The following is a 16,285-nucleotide window of genomic DNA, read 5'->3' as shown; positions in this document are numbered from 1 at the left end:
ACGAACCCGGCGATCACGTCAAACAGCCCATTATTACCATGCGTCACAATTGCTGACAGATTGCGGTAGTTCAAATATGGAGCAATATCCGGGAATTTCCGGGAAACGGATCGACCGCAGTGGGGGTTATGGACTGAGTGCGATCTTGTGTGCTCTTATATGGCCCTCGCAAGCCGTCGTCCACACCGTCGTGGGCTAGCACCGGTGGCCGTCTCACACACCGGGAGTAACGTGGGAGTTGAATCGGAACGCGACAACGACGACACGCGCCAGGTATACGCGCTGCATATCAAGCTTCTGAAAAGGGGAGACTCGCCACGCCTGCTCGGCGTGGACGAGGAACACGTCCGCCGGCTGGCCGCCGTCGAGACCGAGCTCCCGCCCATCCTCGTGCACCGCGAGACCATGCGCGTCATCGACGGGATGCACCGGCTCGGCGCCGCCATACTCAACGGCCGGCAGATGATCGACGCGCGCTTCTTCGAGGGCGGCGAGGAAGCGGTCTTCCTGGCGGCGGTACGGGCCAACGCCACCCACGGCCTGCCGCTGTCGCTGCAGGACCGGCGCGCGGCGGCGCTACGCATCATCGAATCCCACCCCGGCATGTCCGACCGGTCGATCGCCGAGGTCACGGGGCTGTCGGCGAAAACGGTGAGCGGACTGCGCCGGTGCTCGACCGTGGATTTCCCACAGTTGAACGCCCGCGTCGGCAAGGACGGCCGCCGCCGCCCGCTGAACGCCGAGGAGGGCCGGGTGCGCGCGGCCCTCGTGATCGCCGCCAACCCCGACGCCTCCCTGCGGAAGATCGCGCAGGACGCGGCGGTCTCGGTCGGCACCGCGCACGCCGTACGCCAGCGGATCCGGCGTGGTGAGGACCCCCTGGCGGCACAGACCGCGGAACGGCACGCCGACGCCCCCGGCACCGCGAACACCACCAAACGCCGCCGCCCGGAGCACCGGACCACCGATGTGGTCATGCGGCTGCAGTCCATTCAGCGCGACCCGTCGCTACGGCTTTCCGAGGCGGGCAGGCACCTGCTCCGCTGGATGCACATCCACGTGACGGCCAAGGACATGCAGCCGAACCTGCTCGACGCGGTCCCCTCGCACCTGGCTCCCATCGTGGCCGACCTGGCGCTGCAATGCGCGGAGATCTGGATCGACTTCGCCCATGACGTACGGGAACGCCTCGATGACCAGGCGGAGGGCCCGCCGCACTCCCGCTCGCAGGCAAGGGGGCAGTAGTGGAACGACGATCGGCCGAGTTCACCGGGCAGAGCACCGGATCGGGACCCGCCACCTGCGGGCAGGTGTCCATGTGGCTGGACATCACCGGCAAGGACCCGAGCGAGGCGTTCTTCAACCCGTCCGGCGAGGTGGAGATACCGTCCGGGCTCACCGTCGAGGACGTGCTGGACGAGCTGGGCGCGCTGATGTGCCGGCACGAGTCGCTCCGCACCTTCCTGACCGAGGACGCCGGCGGCCGGCTGACGCAGACGGTGACCGGCGCGGGCCGGCTGCCGGTGGACCTGGCCGACCTCGGCGCCGACGGCGAGGGGTTGTGGGCGGCGCTGGCCGGACGCCGCCAGGTGGTGGAGCGGTTGCCGTGGGACCTGTCCGCTGAGCTGCCGTTACGCCCCACGGTGTTCCACCGCGCCGGCGAGCCGCTGGCCGTCCTGCTGAGCGTCGCGCACACGGCCGCCGACGGCACCGGGGTACGCAACCTCGTCGCCGACCTCGCCACGATGATCGAGGCCAGGGCCAAAGGCCTGGACCGGCCCCCGCGGCCCGCCGCCCGGCAGCCGCTGGAGCAGGCCCGCCACGAACGCTCCGGCGAGGGCGCCCGGCGGCTCGCGGGCGCGCTGGACCACTGGCGCGCCAGGCTGGCCACGGTGCCGCCCACGATGTTCCCCGCGGCCGCGGCGCCCGGCCCGCCCTCCTACCACGCGGCGGTCCTCTTCTCCAGGGCCGCCGATCTCGCGCTGAACCTCCAGGCGAAGCGTCACGACGTCAGCGGGACGGCGATCCTGCTCGGGGCCACGGGGCTGGTGCTCGGCGCGTACACCGGGATGCCGGTCTGCGCCGTCCAGCTCATCTGCGCCAACCGCACCCGGGAGCCGGAACGGCGCGCCGTCGCCTGCATGATCCAGGGCGCGCTCGTCACGCTGGACCTGCGCGGGGCGAGTTTCGGCGACGTCGTCACCCGGGCCTGGACGGCCTCGCTGCGCGCCTACCGCAACAGCCTGTACGACAAGCGGGAGCTGCGCCGGATCATCCGGTCGACGGAGGAGGAACGCGGCGTACCGCTCGACCTGTCGTGCGTGTTCAACGACATGCGCGAGGAGACCCGCCCGGACCGGCGGCTGATCGGCTCCGCCGACGAGGCGGCCGTGCGGCACGCGCTGCGCGACAGCCTCATCCGGCCGGAGCCCGCGGTGGAGCAGGAGAAGTTCGCGCTGTACGCCGAGGACACCCCCGAGATGCTGCGGCTGACCCTGCACGCCGACGCCCGCTACCTGGACGCAGGCGCCCTGCGGGACGTGCTGCTCGGCATCGAGCGGCTGCTGGTCGAGTCGGCGTTCGGCGAGGTCCGCCCGGACGAGGTGGGCGCGCTGACCGGCATCGCCCCGCCCCGAGCGGAGGCGACGGCGTGAGCGTGCCCGGCGGGACGCTGCGGTCGCTGCGGCTGATCCCGGACGAGGCCCGCAACCCGGAGGTGCCGTGGAGCTCGGCCGAGCAAGAATACGGCCTGCCCCCCGACGTCCTGCGGGCCATGGTCGCCGCCGGGCTCGGCGGCCCGGACGGCTTCGACCACTTCGACCTGCTCAACGTCTCACTCGACCTGGGCGTGCGTTCCCTGTGGACGTTCGGCCCGCCCTCATGGGCGAAAGGCCTGCGCGCCGGTACGGCCACGCGCGCCGAGATCGAGTATGTGCCGGAGTGCGCGCACGAACCAGGCGAGGACCGGGCCTGCGACTTCCACGTCCTGCTGCCGACCGGATGGGCCCCGTGCCCGGAAGGCTCGGCCGTCGCTCACTTCGACCTGCCCGCCACCTGGCCCAAGCCGGAGCCGCCCGCCGCCGAACTGCTGGAGGAGTTCGGCCGCGTCCGGTTCGTGCGCCTGCCCATGACGGTCGGGCTCGACCCGGACTTCGTCGGGCGCACCGGCATCGCGGACTGCACGGGCGGCTCGCTCTTCCTGGTGCGGGAGGGGCGCCGCCGCGGCCTGCCGATCCGCCTCGCCCAGGGCGTGATCATCTCGCCGCCGTTCTCCGTCCTGCACTACTGGGCGGAGATCGAGAACGACGGGGTGTGGGTGCCGCACGACCCGCTGATCGTGGGGGCGATGCTGCGCTGGGGGCTGCTCGACCCCGCCGAGTGGGGCGTGCTGAGCTCCACCGGCGCCGTCCTCGCCCGCATCTCCGGGGAGATGGGGCCCGTGGGACTCGACGCCGGCCGCCCGGCCGGGGTGTCCTTCGCGACTGTTGTGCAGACCGGACCGAGAGGATGAACGCGGTGCCTGCGAGAGCCGTACACGGTGACGAGCGAACTCACGTGGAGCGCCGCGTGCGCGACCTGCTGGTCAGGAAGGACCTGCTGCCCGGCGTCATCGAGTCCGCCGACGCCGGGGCCGACCTGTGGGAGCTGGGGATGGAGTCGCTCGCCATGGTGGGCGTCATGGTCGCGGTGGAGGACGAGTTCCGCGTCGAGTTCCCCGACGAGATGCTCACCCGGGCGACCTTCCGGTCGCTGGCCGTGATCACGGACGCGGTCATGGGCCTGACGCACGGGGAAGACCGCCCATGACCGGAGATCCGCGGCGGACCTGCCGGGAGCTGGCCGATGGGGTGCTGGCCGAGCACGCGGCGGCGGTCGACAGGGACGCGCGCTTTCCCAAGGAGGCGCTGTCGGCCCTGCGCGCGCACGGCCTGCTCGCCGCCGCGGCCCCGGTGGAGCGCGGGGGTCTCGGCGCGGACGTGCCCGCGCTCGCCGGCATGGCCGCGGCCCTGGCGCGCGGCTGCGGCGCCACCGCCATGATCTGGGCGATGCACCAGGTGCAGCTCGCCTGCCTGCTGGCCGGCGAACAAGCGCCGGAGCTGCGCGAAGCCGTGACCAGGGTGGTACGCGACCAGCTCCTCATCGCCTCCGCGACCAGCGAGGCGGGCATCGGCGGCGCGCTGCGCACCAGCTCCTGCGCGGTCGAGCGCGACGGCGCCGGCGCCCGCCTGGACAAGCGCGCCACCACCGTCTCGTACGGCGTCGAGGCCGACGCCCTGCTCGTCAGCGCCCGCCGGGGCCCCGGCTCACCGCCCAGTGACCAGGTCGCGGTGCTCGCCGACTCCGCGCGTACGCGCCTGGAGGTCCTGGGCGGCTGGAATCCCCTCGGCATGCGCGGCACGTGCAGCCCGGCGCTGCGGGTCCGCGCCGAGTTCGAGGAGTGGCGGATCCTGGCGGTGCCGTTCGGCGACCTCGTCGCCCGGGTCATGACCCCGCTGTCCCACGTGCTGTGGTCCGGGGTCTGGTACGGCCTGGCCGCCGAGGCCGCCGACCGGGCCGTGCGCCACGCGAGGGCACGCGGGGAGGCCGCGGGGCCGCCGAGCGCGAGCCTGGCCGAGACGCGCTGGCGGCTGGCGGGCCTGGAGGCGCAACTCGACGCCGCGGCCAGGGACACGCAGGACGTCATGACCGGGACGGCGGAGCCGACCGTCGCCTTCACGCTCCGGGTCAACGCGCTCAAGCTGGCCGTGTCGCAGGTCGCGGTGGACGTCGCGCTGGCGGCCATGCGGGCGTGCGGTATGGCCGGCTACTCCGAGGAGGGCCCCTTCTCCGTGGCCCGGCTCCTGCGCGACCTGCTGTCCGCGCCCCTGATGATCAACAACGAGCGCCTGGTGGCCATCAGCTCCCAGCTCGCCCTCGTGGCCAGGGAGCGCTGATGGGCGAGACCCGGTCCCATGTGCTCCCGCCCGGCGAGACCTGGGCCCACGTGCTCCCGCCCGGCGAGGCCTACTCGCCGGCCAGCGGCGGGTCGCTCGGCACGGTCGCCGCCGAGCTCACGCGCGAGCACACCAGGCACGGCGGCGCCACGGTGATCGTCGCCGACCGCGGCGAGGAGCACACGGCGCGGGAGGCGCGGCTGCTGGCCTACCACAGCCCCGGCGAGACGCTGGAGGAGCACGAGCGGCGGGAGGACGACGCGTCGGCCGGGCGGGGCGAGCGCCGCGCCCACTACGCCAGGTTCTTCCGGCCGGCGCTGGAGGCGCTGCCGGCCGGCTTCGACGGACCGGTCGTGCTGCACAACGCGGTCGCCGCCGTCCCTGAGCTGCGGCGGACGCGACCGCGGGCGCGGGTGTGCCTGTACCTGCACGCCGACATGTTCCGTTCGTTCCCGGCGGCCGAGCGGGCGCGTGTGGTGGCCGAGGCGGACTTGGTGGTGTGCGTGAGCCGGTTCGTGGCCGAGCGCTTCCTCGACGGGACCGGCCTGCCGCTGTCGGCCGTCGCGGTGGTGCACAACGGGCACGACCCGGCCAGGTTCCACCCCGGCCCGCGGCCGGACGGGGAGGCGCCTGTCGTGCTCTTCACCGGCCGGCTCGCCCCGGAGAAGGGGCCGATGGCGCTGATCAACGCCTGCGTGGAGCTGGCCCGCGCCGGCGCCCGATTCCGGCTGCGGATCGTGGGCAACGCGGAACTGCACGCGTCCTCGGCGCCGGACCGCTACGAGCGGCAGGTGAAGCACCGCGCCTCCTTGCTGGGTGACCGGGTGGAGTTCTCGCCGTTCGTGGACCGCGCCGTCATCGGACAGGTGTACCGCGAGGCCGACGTGCTGTGCGTGCCCTCGCTGTGTGAGGACGCCAGCCCTCTCGTCCTGACCGAGGGCCTGGCCAGCGGCCTGGCCTGCCTGGCGAGCGCGCGCGGGGGAGTGCCGGAGGTGGGGCGGGACGCGGTGCGCTACTTCGACTACCGGCGGCCCGGCGACCTCGCCCGGCAACTCGGGCGCCTGGTCCGCGAGCCGGGCCTGCGGGCCGAGCTGAGGCGGCGGGCGCTGGGCCGCGGGCGCGAGCTGACCTGGGAGAGCCGCTACCGCCTGCTGCGGTCGCGGCTGGCGGGAGTGGTCCGGTGAGCCGCACGGTGCTCGTCGTGTCGGCGCATCTCGACGACGCCGTGCTGTCGCGTGGCGGCACGATCGCCGCGCTGAACGCCCGAGGAGCGCGGGTCGTGGTGGTGACGGTGTTCGCCGGGTGCGCGGGCGATCCGATGCCGCCGTTCGCCGGGCAGTACCACGGCTGGTGGCGTAAGGCCTGCCCCGCGATCGGCGGCACGGCCGCCGACGGCATGCGGCTGCGCCGTGAAGAGGACCGGCGGGCCTGCGCGGTCCTGGGCGCCGAGCCGGTCCACCTGGACTTCCTGGAGGCGCTGTACCGGCGCGGCCCCGGCGGGTCGCCCCGCTGCGCCGTGGGCGACGACCTGTTCTCGCCGCCGGGGCCGGACGACCTCACGCTGGTGAAGGCCGTCGCCGCCGAGCTGGGCGAATGGATCTCCCGGCTGGCTCCGGACGAGGTGCACGCGCCCGCGGCGGTGGGCGGTCACCTCGACCACGTGCTGACGGCACAAGGCTGCGCGGCGGCCCTGCGGGACGTCGCGGACGGGCCGCGGGCCCGCTGGTACGAGGACCTTCCCTACGCGCTCGAACAACCCGCTCACCGCCCGGCGGCCGTCGAGCCCCTGACGGGCGACGACTGGCGGCGCAAGATCGAGGCCGCCGCCGCGTACCGGTCACAGCACCCCATGCTCTGGGACGACGACTGGCCGGACCTGTTGCTCGCACACGCCCGCGCGGCCGGCGGGGACAGCCCGGCCGAACGACACTGGGACGCCGCCCCGCCCCCCGATGGAGATCATTGACATGTCCGCCAAGCCCGTTGATAACATCCTGCCCGACTCCGGAGCCGGAGGTCCTATGGCACCGTCCCCGTCCGTGCGGTCCTTCGACGTCTCGCCCGGCCAGGCCGCGTGGCTGCCCGCCGCGGCCGGGGCCCTCGCCGCCGACGGCGCGGTGCTGCTCACCGGTACGGGCCTGGCCGGCATGGCCCGCGAGGTCGGTGCGCGCATGCTCGCGGAGGTCCCTGTGCTGGTGGACCACCACGACGTGCTCAGGGCCTACGACGACGGCCACATGCGGCACCGGCCACCCGGCGGCGGCGACGGGCACGTGGCGGCGTTCCTCGGCCATCCGGCCGTCCTCGCCCTGTGCCGCGAGCCGCTGGCCGAGCCCCGCGTGCTCAGCTACCACGGGCACACCGTGCTGCCCGGCTCCCGGCCGCAGCCGGTCCACGCCGACTGGGAGCCGCTGTGGCCGCGGAGCGTGGCCGCGCACCCGCCGTTCATGCTGGCCGTCAACATCGCCCTGGTGGACACCGGCGCGGACAACGGCAGCATCGAGGTCTGGCCGGGCACTCACGAACTGGCCTCCCAGGACGTCTACCGTCCCGGCTCGCTGTGCGTACGCGAGGAACTCCTGGAGGAACGGCGGCGGGCACGACCACCCGAGCGCGTCGCGATGCGGGCCGGAGACGTGCTGGTGCGCGACGTGCGCTTGTGGCACCGGGGCACCACGAACACGACCGGCACGGCCCGCCCGATGTTGTGGCTGCTGCTGGCCGCGTCCTGGCTGCGCGCCGAGCCGTCGGTCCTGCTGGAAGCGGAGGTACGCGGCGAGGTGGAGGCGCTGGCCGTCGAGGTGGCCGCCGAGTACGTCGGTCACCCGGTCGGCGCCCTGTCGGAAGGCGGGGCGGAGTGAGCACCACTCAGGGAGGGCATGTGCCGTACGAGGTCCGTCCGATCACCGAGCGGGACGTCGAAGAGGTGCTGGTGCTGTGGGGCCTGAACGCCGGTGAGCATGTGCCCCTGCTCTCCTACGATCGCTGGGGGCCCGGCGTGGCCGTTCCGGCGCGGCCCGAGGTGACGGAGGTGGAGGCGTTCACCCGCGACCCGCTTGAGGGCACCAGGGATCTGCTGCGGGCCGCGCTCACCGACGAGCTGTCGTTCTGCCTGGTGGCCGGCACCGGGCACGAGCTGGAGGGATTCCTGAGCGGGGAGATCCACACCCAGTCCGTCAACGACTTCCGCATCGGCTCCGTCCGCGAGTTCTACGTCCGGCAGGAGAGCAGGCGCCGCGGCATCGGGTCCGCGCTCGTCGAGGCGGCGATCGCGGAGTTTCGCCGGCGCCGGGCGCGGATGTTCCGTGCCGAGGTCAACCCGACCTGGAAGGACGGCATGGCGTTCTGGCGGGCGCGGAGCGCGTGGCTGCAGGACGCCGTGGTGTTCAACCACTACGAGTGAGCATTCATCCGCGAAACGCCTGGGGAGCATGATGAGCCTGCAGAACGACGGCGTCACGGTGGTCGCCGAGGACTCCACCCCGATCGCCGGCGATCCCGGCGCGCTGCGGCGGCGCCTGCGGGAGCACGGCATGCTCCTGTTCAGGGGCCTCCTGCCGCGGACGCGGCTGGCCGAGCTGCGCGCCCGGTTCACCGGGGTGCTTTACCGCCACGAGTGGCTGGCCGAGGACGGCGACGACACCGAGCCGCGCCCGGCGGCCAACCGCCGCGACGGCAGCCCCCGCTGGTGGCGCATGTACCAGGACCTGCAGCGGGTCGAGCTGATGCACGAACTCGCGCACGCGCCGGAGGTCGTCGGGGTGATGCGGGCCATCCTCGGCAAGCATTTGCTGAACCACACGCGGCGCCAGGTCAGCCTCGTGCATCCCGGCTTCTGGGTGCCGCCGCACCAGGAGCACACCTATGTCCAGGGCACCCCGGACGTGCTGACCGCCTGGGTGCCGTTCACCCCGTTCCCGGCCGACGGTGGCACGCTGCGCGTGCTGAGGGAGCGCACCGTGCCCGGGGTGCGGCCGCTGACCGTGCTGGACACCGGAGGGGTCGAAGCCGAGGTCGGGCCGGGCGAGGGTGACTGGTGGCGGGCCCCCGACCTGGGGCCCGGCGACGTGGTCGTGATGCACGCGCTGGCGACCCGGGCGGTGGACGAGAACCGCTCGCCGTACCTGCGCGGTGCCGTGGAGTACCGCTACCAGTCCGCGCGCGAGGCGGTCTGCCTCGCCTCGCTGCGCCCGCACCACTACCCGCGCGTGCCGGGCTGGGAGGAACTGGCGACCGGCTGGGACCAGCGGCGCTGGCTGCGGGTGCCGCTGCGGGTCCGGCAGGTGGAGTTCCTGCTGCCCGACCGGCAGGAGAGCTGGCACGAGCTCCTTCCGCACCCGGCCTCCCGGTTGCTCGACGTGGAGTCCGGTCGGAGGTGACGTCGACCCGCCGGCCCGGGAAAGAGGGCGGGGCCGGCGCGGCCAGGGTGGCGATCCGGCTCTGCTTCGAGGCCTCACCCAGGCTCCTGGTCCTCGTTCTGCTGCTGTCCACGGTCGTGTCCACGTTGCCCGCGGCTCTCCTGCTCATCGTGCGCGAGATCGTCGAGGCGTTCTCGCAGGGCCAGGACGGCCGGGCGACGACGTGGATCCTGGTGCTCGGCGGGCTGACCGCCGCGCGGGTGGCGCTCGGCGCCCTGATGTCCGTGCGCCGTGAGGAGCTGACCGAGCTGGTCGGCATCACCGCCGAGCAACGTCTGCTGCGGGTCACGGGCTTCGCGCCGCTGGAGCGCTTCGACGATCCCGCCTGGTACGACGCGGTCGCGCGGGCACATGACGGAGTGACCTGGCGACCGGCCGCCATCGCCGGGATCCTCATCGAGTTCTGCGGCCAGATCGTCTCGCTGGCCGGCATGGTGGGCGTGCTGGCCGTCCTGGACGTCCGGCTCATCGGCCTGGCCCTGCTGGCGGGCGTGCCGCTGCTGGTGCAGCGGCGGCTTGAGGCCAGGGCCATCTATCTCGCGCGCCGGGGCACCACCGAACTGGAGCGCCGCCGCGACTACCTCACCGAGTTGCTCGTCCGCTACGACCTGGCCAAGGACGTGCGCAGCTACGGGCTGGCCGCGCCGTTCACGCGGATGCACGACGACGTCAGCCGGCGCGCGCTGCGGGCCGTCGTCGCGGCCAGCCGCCACAGCGTGGCGCGCGGGCTGGTCGCGGGGGTGCTGAGCGCCGTCTGCCTGGTCGTGGCCTACTACCTCGCCGCCGGTCAGGCGCGGTCGGGGGCGCTGACGGTGGCCGAGCTGTTCCTGGTCTTCACCGCCTTCAACACCCTCGTGGCCAGCACGGTGGACCTGTTCACCATCGCGGTCGACATCGAGGAGCACGCCGCCTACCTCACCGACTTCGTCGCGCTGGCGTACGGCCCGGCCCTGCCCGCTGATCGGCCGTCCGAGGCCGCGCCCGCGGTCGTGGAGCACGTGCCGGCGGTCGAGTTCCAGGGCGTCGGCTACGCCTACGCGGGCGGGCCGCCGGTGGTGCGCGAGGTGTCGTTCACGCTCCGGCCCGGTGAGTTCACGGTGCTGGTGGGACGCAACGGGGCGGGCAAGTCCACGCTCGTCAAGCTCCTGCTCGGGCTGCTCGGCCCCGTCAGCGGGCGCATCCTGATCGACGGGGCCGACCTGGCGGAGCTCGACCAGGACCGGCTGCGGGAGCTGATCGGCGTGCTCTACCAGGAGTACGGGCGCTACGAGTTCACGGTGGCCGAATCAGTCCGTCTCGGACGGGCGGACCGGCCGCTCGACCAGGACCGGCTCGACTTCGCGCTGCGGGCCGGCGGCCTGGACGGGCTCGTCGCGCGGCTGCCGCACGGAGCCGACAACCTGGTCGGCCGGATGTTCCCCGGCGCCCGCGACCTGTCCGGCGGCCAGTGGCAACGCCTGGCACTGGCGCGGGTCCTCTACCGCGACGCGCCCGTCTGGGTGCTGGACGAGCCCACCGCGGCGCTCGACGTCCAGGCCGAGGCCGCCCTGATCCAGCGGCTGCGCGCCGAGCGCGGCAGGCGGACCGTCCTGCTGATCACCCATCGGCTGGAGACGGCGCAGACCGCGGACCGCGTGCTCGTGCTGGACGACGGGGTCCTGGTCGAGCACGGCTCGCACGAGGAACTGCTCTCCCTCGGCGGCAGTTACGCGCGGCTGTGCGCCGAGTACGCCGACCGGTCCGGCTAGCCGGCGGCCCGGCGGCGGGCCGTACCGGCCAGGAACTCCAGCACGCAGCGGTTGGCCACCAGCGCGGTGACGTCGGCGTGGTCGTACGGCGGCGCGACCTCCACGACGTCCATGCCGGCGACGTCGGTGTTGAGCACCAGGTCACGGATGCCGGCGAGCAGTTCCCTGCTGGTCAGGCCGCCGGGCTCGGGGGTGCCGGTGCCGGGCGCGTAGGAGGGGTCGAGCACGTCGATGTCGATGGAGATGTAGACCTTGCCGGTGATGGTGGAGATCACCTGCTGGATGATGTCCGTGAGCCCGGTCTCCTCCACGTCCATCATGGTCCAGTGCTCGACGCCGTTCTCCCCGGCCCAGGCGAAGGTCTCCCTGGACGGGCCGTAGCCGCGCAGCCCGATCTGGAACACCTGGTTGGTCAGGCCTTCCTCGATGACGCGCCGGACCGCCGTGGCGTGGGTGAGCAGGCGTTCCGGGCCGCCGTCCCAGGTGTCGGCGTGCGCGTCCCAGTGCACGAAGCTCACCGGGCCGTGCTTGGCGGCCACGGCACGCAGGACCGGCAGCAGTACCGAGTGGTCGCCGCCGAGCACCACCACCTGCTCCGTCACGGACATGAGCTCCCGCACCCACTTCTCGGCGGCGTCCAGGTTGCGGTCGTGCTGGCCGGGGGTGACGGGCACGTCGCCCACGTCGACGATCCGCAGGTGCTCGAAGATCTCGGTCTCCAGGCCGACGTGGTAGAGATTGCCGGAGATGAGCGTGGACGCGTCGCGGATGGCCGCGGGGCCGAAGCGCGCGCCCGGCCGTCCGCCGGTGCCGGAGTCGACGGGTATGCCCAGCACGGCCACGTCACTCGGACGACCCTCGAACCTGCCGTCATTTGACGGGGGAATGTCATGAAACGTCCGCGTGGGCACTCATATCCCCAATCGCACACTTGTCTCTTTGGTTATCGGTCGGCAGCATAGATCAAAGATCGCGCGCACAACACCGTCCACCGGGATGCGGCAATAGGGGGAAAACTCATTTCTCATTCCTATGTCAGGGAATTATCCGGCCGCTGGGCCGCCGAATGGGCGCGGCCGATCCGCAAGGAGTACCGCGACGGCACGGATCGAGCGGTGAGCCCGGCCGCGACCCTCGAACGGGTGTCGCCCGCCATGGCCGTCGCCGGAATCACCCGCGTCGCGAACGTGACCGGAATGGACCGGATCGGGATCCCGGTCTGGTGCGCGATCCGCCCCGCCTCGCGGAGCTTGACCGTCTCGCAGGGCAAGGGCGTCACCGCCGAGGCCGCGAAGGTCTCCGCGATCATGGAGTCGCTCGAACTGTGGCACGCCGAGACCCACCACCTCCCGCTCCGCTACGACAGCTTCCGCGCGCTGGCCGCCCGCGGCGAGGCCGTACTCGACCCGATGACCCTCGTCCGCTGCCCCTGCAGCGGGTACGCCCCGGACCGCGCGATGCGCTGGGTCCACGGCTGGGACCTGATGAGCCGGGAGCCGGTCTGGGTGCCGTACGAGGCGGTGCACTGCGACTGGCGGGTGCCGATCGCGCCGGGCGACCACTCCGTGCAGAACGGCTCCAACGGCCTGGCCTCCGGCAACAGCCTCATCGAGGCCGCCGTCCACGCCCTGTGCGAGCTCGTCGAACGTGACGCCATCGTCGCCGCGCAGGACGATGGCGACATGTTCGCCGCACGGCGGATGGTGCGGCCGGAGTCGATCACCGACAGCGGCTGCCAGGCTCTGCTCGGACGTTTCCGCCGGGCCGGGATCGACGTGCTGATCTGGGACCTGACCTCGGAGATCGGGGCGCCCGTCTTCAACTGCCTGGCCGTGGAGACCGACACGCCCTGGTACCACCCGCTGCCCCAGACGCAGGGCTCCGGCTGCCATCCGCGCCGGGCCATCGCGCTGTCGCGCGCCCTCACCGAGGCGGCGCAGGCCAGGGCGACGGTGATCGTGGGGTCGCGCGACGACATCGGCCGCGAGCGGCAGACCTGGTACTTCGACCCCGAGCAGCGGCGCGCCGTCGGCGACGCGACCGGCGACCGGCCCGCGCGCGACTACGCCGAGGCGCCCGACGTCGACCACCCGACGACCAACGAAGACCTGGACTGGCTGGTGGCCAGGCTGGCGGCCACCGGAGCGACCTCGGCCGTGGTGGTCGATCTGACGATCGGCGATCTGGGCGTGCCGGTGGTCAAGGCGGTCGTGCCCGGACTGCGGTGGCGGCCATGGGAAGAGTGAGGGGCGCGGAGCGGCGTCCGCCGGTGGTGTTCCTGGGGCCCACGCTGCCGGTCGAGGAGGCCGCGCGCATCCTGCCCGCCGACTACCGCCCGCCCGCCGAGCTCGGCAGCGTCTACCGCGCGGCCCGCGAGCGCCCGTCCGCCATCGGGATCGTGGACGGGTACTTCGAGCGCGTCCCCGCCGTCTGGCACAAGGAGATCCTCTACGCCCTCTCACTCGGCATCAGGGTGTACGGCGCGGCCAGCATGGGCGCGCTCCGGGCCGCCGAGCTGGCCGCGTTCGGCATGATCCCGGTGGGCGAGGTGGCGGAGCAGTACCGCCTGGGCCTGCTGACCGACGACGACGAGGTGGCGGTGCTGCACGCCCCGGCGCAGGGTGGATACCGCCCGATGTCCGAACCCATGGTCAACATCAGGGCGACGCTGGCGGCGGCCGTACGGGAGGAGATCATCGACGCGGACGCCGCCGCGGCGCTGACCGCACGCGCGAAGGACATGTACTACCCCGACCGGGACTGGCTGGCGCTCCTCGCCGCAGAAGCCGAGGCGGCCGGATCCGAGGCCGCCGCGCGCCTCGACCGGCTGCGCGCGTGGCTGCCCGGCGGCGCGCTGGACCAGAAGCGGCTCGACGCCGAGCGGCTGCTGGCCGAGATGGGACGGTGGCTGGAGACGGGAGCCGGCCCGCCCCCGACGCCGGCGTGGCCGTTCGAGCAGACGGAGAACTGGGGGGAACTCGTCGTGGGCGACGGGCACCCGCCGTCGGGAGCGGCCCACGGTGACAGGCGAAAGGAGTCCGGGGCAGTGAACGGTGACAGCGAGAGGTGGGGGAACGGCTTGCCCGCCGGGAGGACGATCCGCGCGGCCGAGGTGCCCCGGCGCCGGGCCGCGGACATCGGTGACGTGCGAGAACTCGAACGGGCACGCCGGCCGGTCCTCCTCGAAGGCGCCCTGGACGGCTGGCCGGCCCTGGACCGCTGGAACCCCGGCTACTTCCGCGAGCGGGTCGGAGCGACGCGGGTGCCCGTCGAGTTCTACCCGTCCGGGTCCTACTACGGCAGCTGGGTGCACTCCTATCTGCGCATGGACCGCTACCTCGACATCCTCACCTCACCCGGGGAGGCGGAGCGCTGCTACCTCGCCCAGGCGCCGCTGCTGGACCTGCTGCCGGAGCTGGCGGAGGACCTGTCGGTTCCCGGCTGCCTGAACGGGGCGCCGGAGCTGGGGCTGGCGTTCTTCCTGGGCCGCGACACGGTGACCGCGCTGCACTACCACAGCAGCGAACAGGCCCTGCTGTGCCAGGTGAGCGGGGCCAAGGACGTGCTGCTGTATCCGCCGGAGGACCATCGGTTCCTGAACTTCCATCCGTGGTACTCCTACCGGTTCAACTTCAGCCGGATCGACTTCTCCGCCGTGTCGGAGGGGCCGGGCTCGCCGCTGCGGTGCACCGTACGGGCGGGTGAGGCGCTCTACATCCCGCTTTATTGGGGGCACCTCGTCGAAGGGCCGGGCACCACGTCGTCGGTGACGTTCTTCTGGCAGCCCACCACCGGGCGCACCCGGCCCGCGCCCGGCATGCGGCTGCGGTCCGCCCTGGGCGGAGCCGTACGGCGCCGCTTCGTGAGCCCGTTCGGCGAGGCGTTCAACCGCCGTTTCGGCCTGGGCTGACCCGCTCGGCCCCCGACAGCCACTCCTCCAGGACCGTCAGCCTGGTCCTGACGTCCGCCGGCGCCTCCTCTTCCGGAGCCAGCAGCCCGAGCCGGCGGCACAGCGGATACTCGCCGGCCGCGCCGGGGATCGCGCCGGTGGCCGGGGGAGGGGGCGCAGTGGGGAGCGCGTCGTGGGCTGCCCGCGGGACGAGCGAGGTCAGCAACCTGTTGCGTCGCAGGTGGGGCGTCGGCCCGCGGACGTCGTAGCGGGCGCTCTGGGGCAGCCGCAGCGCCCACGAGGAGAAGCCGGGATCGAGGAACGGCGCCGCGCGCGGAACCGGCGCCGCGGCGGCCACCGCGGCCGGGTACGGGCCGGCGAAGCGCGCCATGCGGGCCCGCACGTACGCGCGGACCGGGTCACGCTCGCCGGCCAGCTCCTCGGCCAGCCGGCTGACCCACCCGGCCGTCCAGGCCTCCACGTGGGCGCGCAGTTCCGGCGCCAGCACGCGCGGCGGCCCGCCCAGCACCCGCGCGAACGGCGCCTGCGCCAGATGGAGGCGGGCACGCAGCCGCCGGGCCGCCGGGCCCCGTCCCAGCACGGCGGCGGCGTCCGCGAGCGCCGCGGCGACACCCTCCGCCTGCCACCGGTCGGCCAGCCCGCGGCCCGCCGCCCGCACATCCCGCAAGCCGGAGGGGCCGGCTTGCAGGAGCTCTTCGCCGCCGTCCGGGGTGAGGACCACCGTCGCCCCGAGCTGCGCCGCCCTGGCCTCGGCCGCCCGTACCAGCGGGGTCCGCGCGAGATCGGGCGCGACGGGATTCCACCCGTCGCGACCCTCCTTCCGCGCTGTACGGCCGCGCGGCTCGCTTCCCCGGAACCTGGGGCCGGGCAGCCGGTCGGCTTCGGCCAGAAGGAACCGGTGGCGCCCGCCGAGAAGCGCGACGGCCTGCTGAGCCGGCACCGCCACGCTCGCGCCCCGGGGGTCGGGATGGTCGGCCACCACGACGGTCACCTCGGCCCCCGCCTCCCTCCCGGCCGTGTCCGCCGCCGCCAGCAACGCCGTCGCGCCCAGGCTCCCGTCGTGCAGAACGGCCACCGTCCGGTGGGGCCCGACGGCCCGGCGGACCGCCTCCACGAGCCGCCCGCCCAGCTCACGCGCATCGGCCGAGCCTGGCTGGTCCCAGCCGGTCTCCTCCCGCGGAGAACCGGGATAGACCCCCAGCACCAGCGACGGGCGCGACAGGTACAACGCCAGCGCGGCCACGTCGACCCTGCCCGGAGCACTGACCGGAACGC

General features: G+C 73.6%; 15 protein-coding genes. 13 read left to right on the top strand and 2 right to left on the bottom strand.

The features are described from left to right. The first annotated feature begins 231 nt into the window (after nucleotides 1-231). From ACFWY5_RS00195 to ACFWY5_RS00145, 11 genes are all read left to right on the top strand, one after another. Nucleotides 232-1,245: a streptomycin biosynthesis regulator gene (locus tag ACFWY5_RS00195; RefSeq protein WP_379630117.1), complete on the top strand. Its 1,014-nt coding sequence runs from the start codon at nucleotides 232-234 to the stop codon at nucleotides 1,243-1,245. Continuing rightward, entirely contained in the window at nucleotides 1,245-2,654 is a 1,410-nt protein-coding gene (locus ACFWY5_RS00190) for a condensation domain-containing protein (protein WP_379630116.1), read from the top strand. The genes ACFWY5_RS00195 and ACFWY5_RS00190 overlap by 1 nt, the downstream gene beginning before the upstream one ends. After that, nucleotides 2,651-3,511, top strand: coding sequence for a hypothetical protein (locus ACFWY5_RS00185; protein ID WP_379630115.1), 861 nt, complete (start codon nucleotides 2,651-2,653; stop codon nucleotides 3,509-3,511). The genes ACFWY5_RS00190 and ACFWY5_RS00185 overlap by 4 nt, the downstream gene beginning before the upstream one ends. A gap of 56 nt (nucleotides 3,512-3,567) precedes the next feature. After that, a complete protein-coding gene (locus tag ACFWY5_RS00180; RefSeq protein ID WP_379630114.1) occupies nucleotides 3,568-3,807 on the top strand; it encodes an acyl carrier protein in 240 nt (79 codons plus the stop codon). Further along, nucleotides 3,804-4,934 (top strand): acyl-CoA dehydrogenase family protein, encoded by a 1,131-nt coding sequence (locus ACFWY5_RS00175; RefSeq protein ID WP_379630113.1) that lies wholly within the window; start codon nucleotides 3,804-3,806, stop codon nucleotides 4,932-4,934. The genes ACFWY5_RS00180 and ACFWY5_RS00175 overlap by 4 nt, the downstream gene beginning before the upstream one ends. Further along, nucleotides 4,934-6,118, top strand: a complete 1,185-nt coding sequence (locus ACFWY5_RS00170) for a glycosyltransferase family 4 protein (protein ID WP_379630112.1) — start codon at nucleotides 4,934-4,936, stop codon at nucleotides 6,116-6,118. The genes ACFWY5_RS00175 and ACFWY5_RS00170 overlap by 1 nt, the downstream gene beginning before the upstream one ends. Beyond that, nucleotides 6,115-6,900, top strand: coding sequence for a PIG-L deacetylase family protein (locus tag ACFWY5_RS00165; RefSeq protein WP_379630111.1), 786 nt, complete (start codon nucleotides 6,115-6,117; stop codon nucleotides 6,898-6,900). Before ACFWY5_RS00170 ends, ACFWY5_RS00165 begins: the two co-directional genes overlap by 4 nt. Before the next feature lie 73 nt (nucleotides 6,901-6,973). Then, nucleotides 6,974-7,795 carry a phytanoyl-CoA dioxygenase family protein gene (locus tag ACFWY5_RS00160; RefSeq protein WP_379610213.1) on the top strand — a complete coding sequence of 274 codons (822 nt, stop codon included), beginning with the start codon at nucleotides 6,974-6,976 and terminating at the stop codon, nucleotides 7,793-7,795. 20 nt (nucleotides 7,796-7,815) lie between these two features. Then, nucleotides 7,816-8,337, top strand: coding sequence for a GNAT family N-acetyltransferase (locus ACFWY5_RS00155; protein WP_379610211.1), 522 nt, complete (start codon nucleotides 7,816-7,818; stop codon nucleotides 8,335-8,337). A 28-nt stretch (nucleotides 8,338-8,365) separates the two neighbouring features. Then, nucleotides 8,366-9,313: a phytanoyl-CoA dioxygenase family protein gene (locus ACFWY5_RS00150; protein ID WP_379630110.1), complete on the top strand. Its 948-nt coding sequence runs from the start codon at nucleotides 8,366-8,368 to the stop codon at nucleotides 9,311-9,313. Then, nucleotides 9,310-11,100: an ABC transporter ATP-binding protein gene (locus ACFWY5_RS00145; protein ID WP_379610209.1), complete on the top strand. Its 1,791-nt coding sequence runs from the start codon at nucleotides 9,310-9,312 to the stop codon at nucleotides 11,098-11,100. Before ACFWY5_RS00150 ends, ACFWY5_RS00145 begins: the two co-directional genes overlap by 4 nt. On the opposite strand, the gene speB is transcribed toward ACFWY5_RS00145, so the two are convergent. Then, the gene (gene speB / locus ACFWY5_RS00140) at nucleotides 11,097-11,936 is read right to left on the bottom strand and encodes an agmatinase (RefSeq protein ID WP_379610208.1); all 840 of its coding nucleotides are present in this window, start codon (nucleotides 11,934-11,936) and stop codon (nucleotides 11,097-11,099) included. The two genes, ACFWY5_RS00145 and speB, sit on opposite strands and share 4 nt — an antisense overlap. A 279-nt stretch (nucleotides 11,937-12,215) precedes the next feature. Between speB and ACFWY5_RS00135 the strand changes: the two genes are divergently transcribed. Continuing rightward, entirely contained in the window at nucleotides 12,216-13,346 is a 1,131-nt protein-coding gene (locus ACFWY5_RS00135; protein ID WP_379630109.1) for a YcaO-like family protein, read from the top strand. Further along, nucleotides 13,334-15,010 carry a TfuA-like protein gene (locus ACFWY5_RS00130; protein ID WP_379630108.1) on the top strand — a complete coding sequence of 559 codons (1,677 nt, stop codon included), beginning with the start codon at nucleotides 13,334-13,336 and terminating at the stop codon, nucleotides 15,008-15,010. The genes ACFWY5_RS00135 and ACFWY5_RS00130 overlap by 13 nt, the downstream gene beginning before the upstream one ends. On the opposite strand, the gene ACFWY5_RS00125 is transcribed toward ACFWY5_RS00130, so the two are convergent. Continuing rightward, nucleotides 14,985-16,253 (bottom strand): hypothetical protein, encoded by a 1,269-nt coding sequence (locus tag ACFWY5_RS00125; RefSeq protein WP_379630107.1) that lies wholly within the window; start codon nucleotides 16,251-16,253, stop codon nucleotides 14,985-14,987. The two genes, ACFWY5_RS00130 and ACFWY5_RS00125, sit on opposite strands and share 26 nt — an antisense overlap. Nucleotides 16,254-16,285: the final 32 nt, after the last annotated feature.

The sequence above is a fragment of the Nonomuraea sp. NPDC059007 genome, assembly GCF_042740555.1.
Lineage (GTDB): Bacteria > Actinomycetota > Actinomycetes > Streptosporangiales > Streptosporangiaceae > Nonomuraea.
Note: the sequence above shows the minus strand (reverse complement) of the source record. Positions and strands in the feature narration are given on the sequence as shown.

Bases quoted from the DNA above. Each gene is read 5' to 3' on its own strand.
- ACFWY5_RS00175 (WP_379630113.1), top strand. From the start codon at position 3,804: ATGACCGGAGATCCGCGGCGGACCTGCCGGGAGCTGGCCGATGGGGTG.
- ACFWY5_RS00170 (WP_379630112.1), top strand. From the start codon at position 4,934: ATGGGCGAGACCCGGTCCCATGTGCTCCCGCCCGGCGAGACCTGGGCC.
- ACFWY5_RS00150 (WP_379630110.1), top strand. From the start codon at position 8,366: ATGATGAGCCTGCAGAACGACGGCGTCACGGTGGTCGCCGAGGACTCC.
- ACFWY5_RS00130 (WP_379630108.1), top strand. From the start codon at position 13,334: ATGGGAAGAGTGAGGGGCGCGGAGCGGCGTCCGCCGGTGGTGTTCCTG.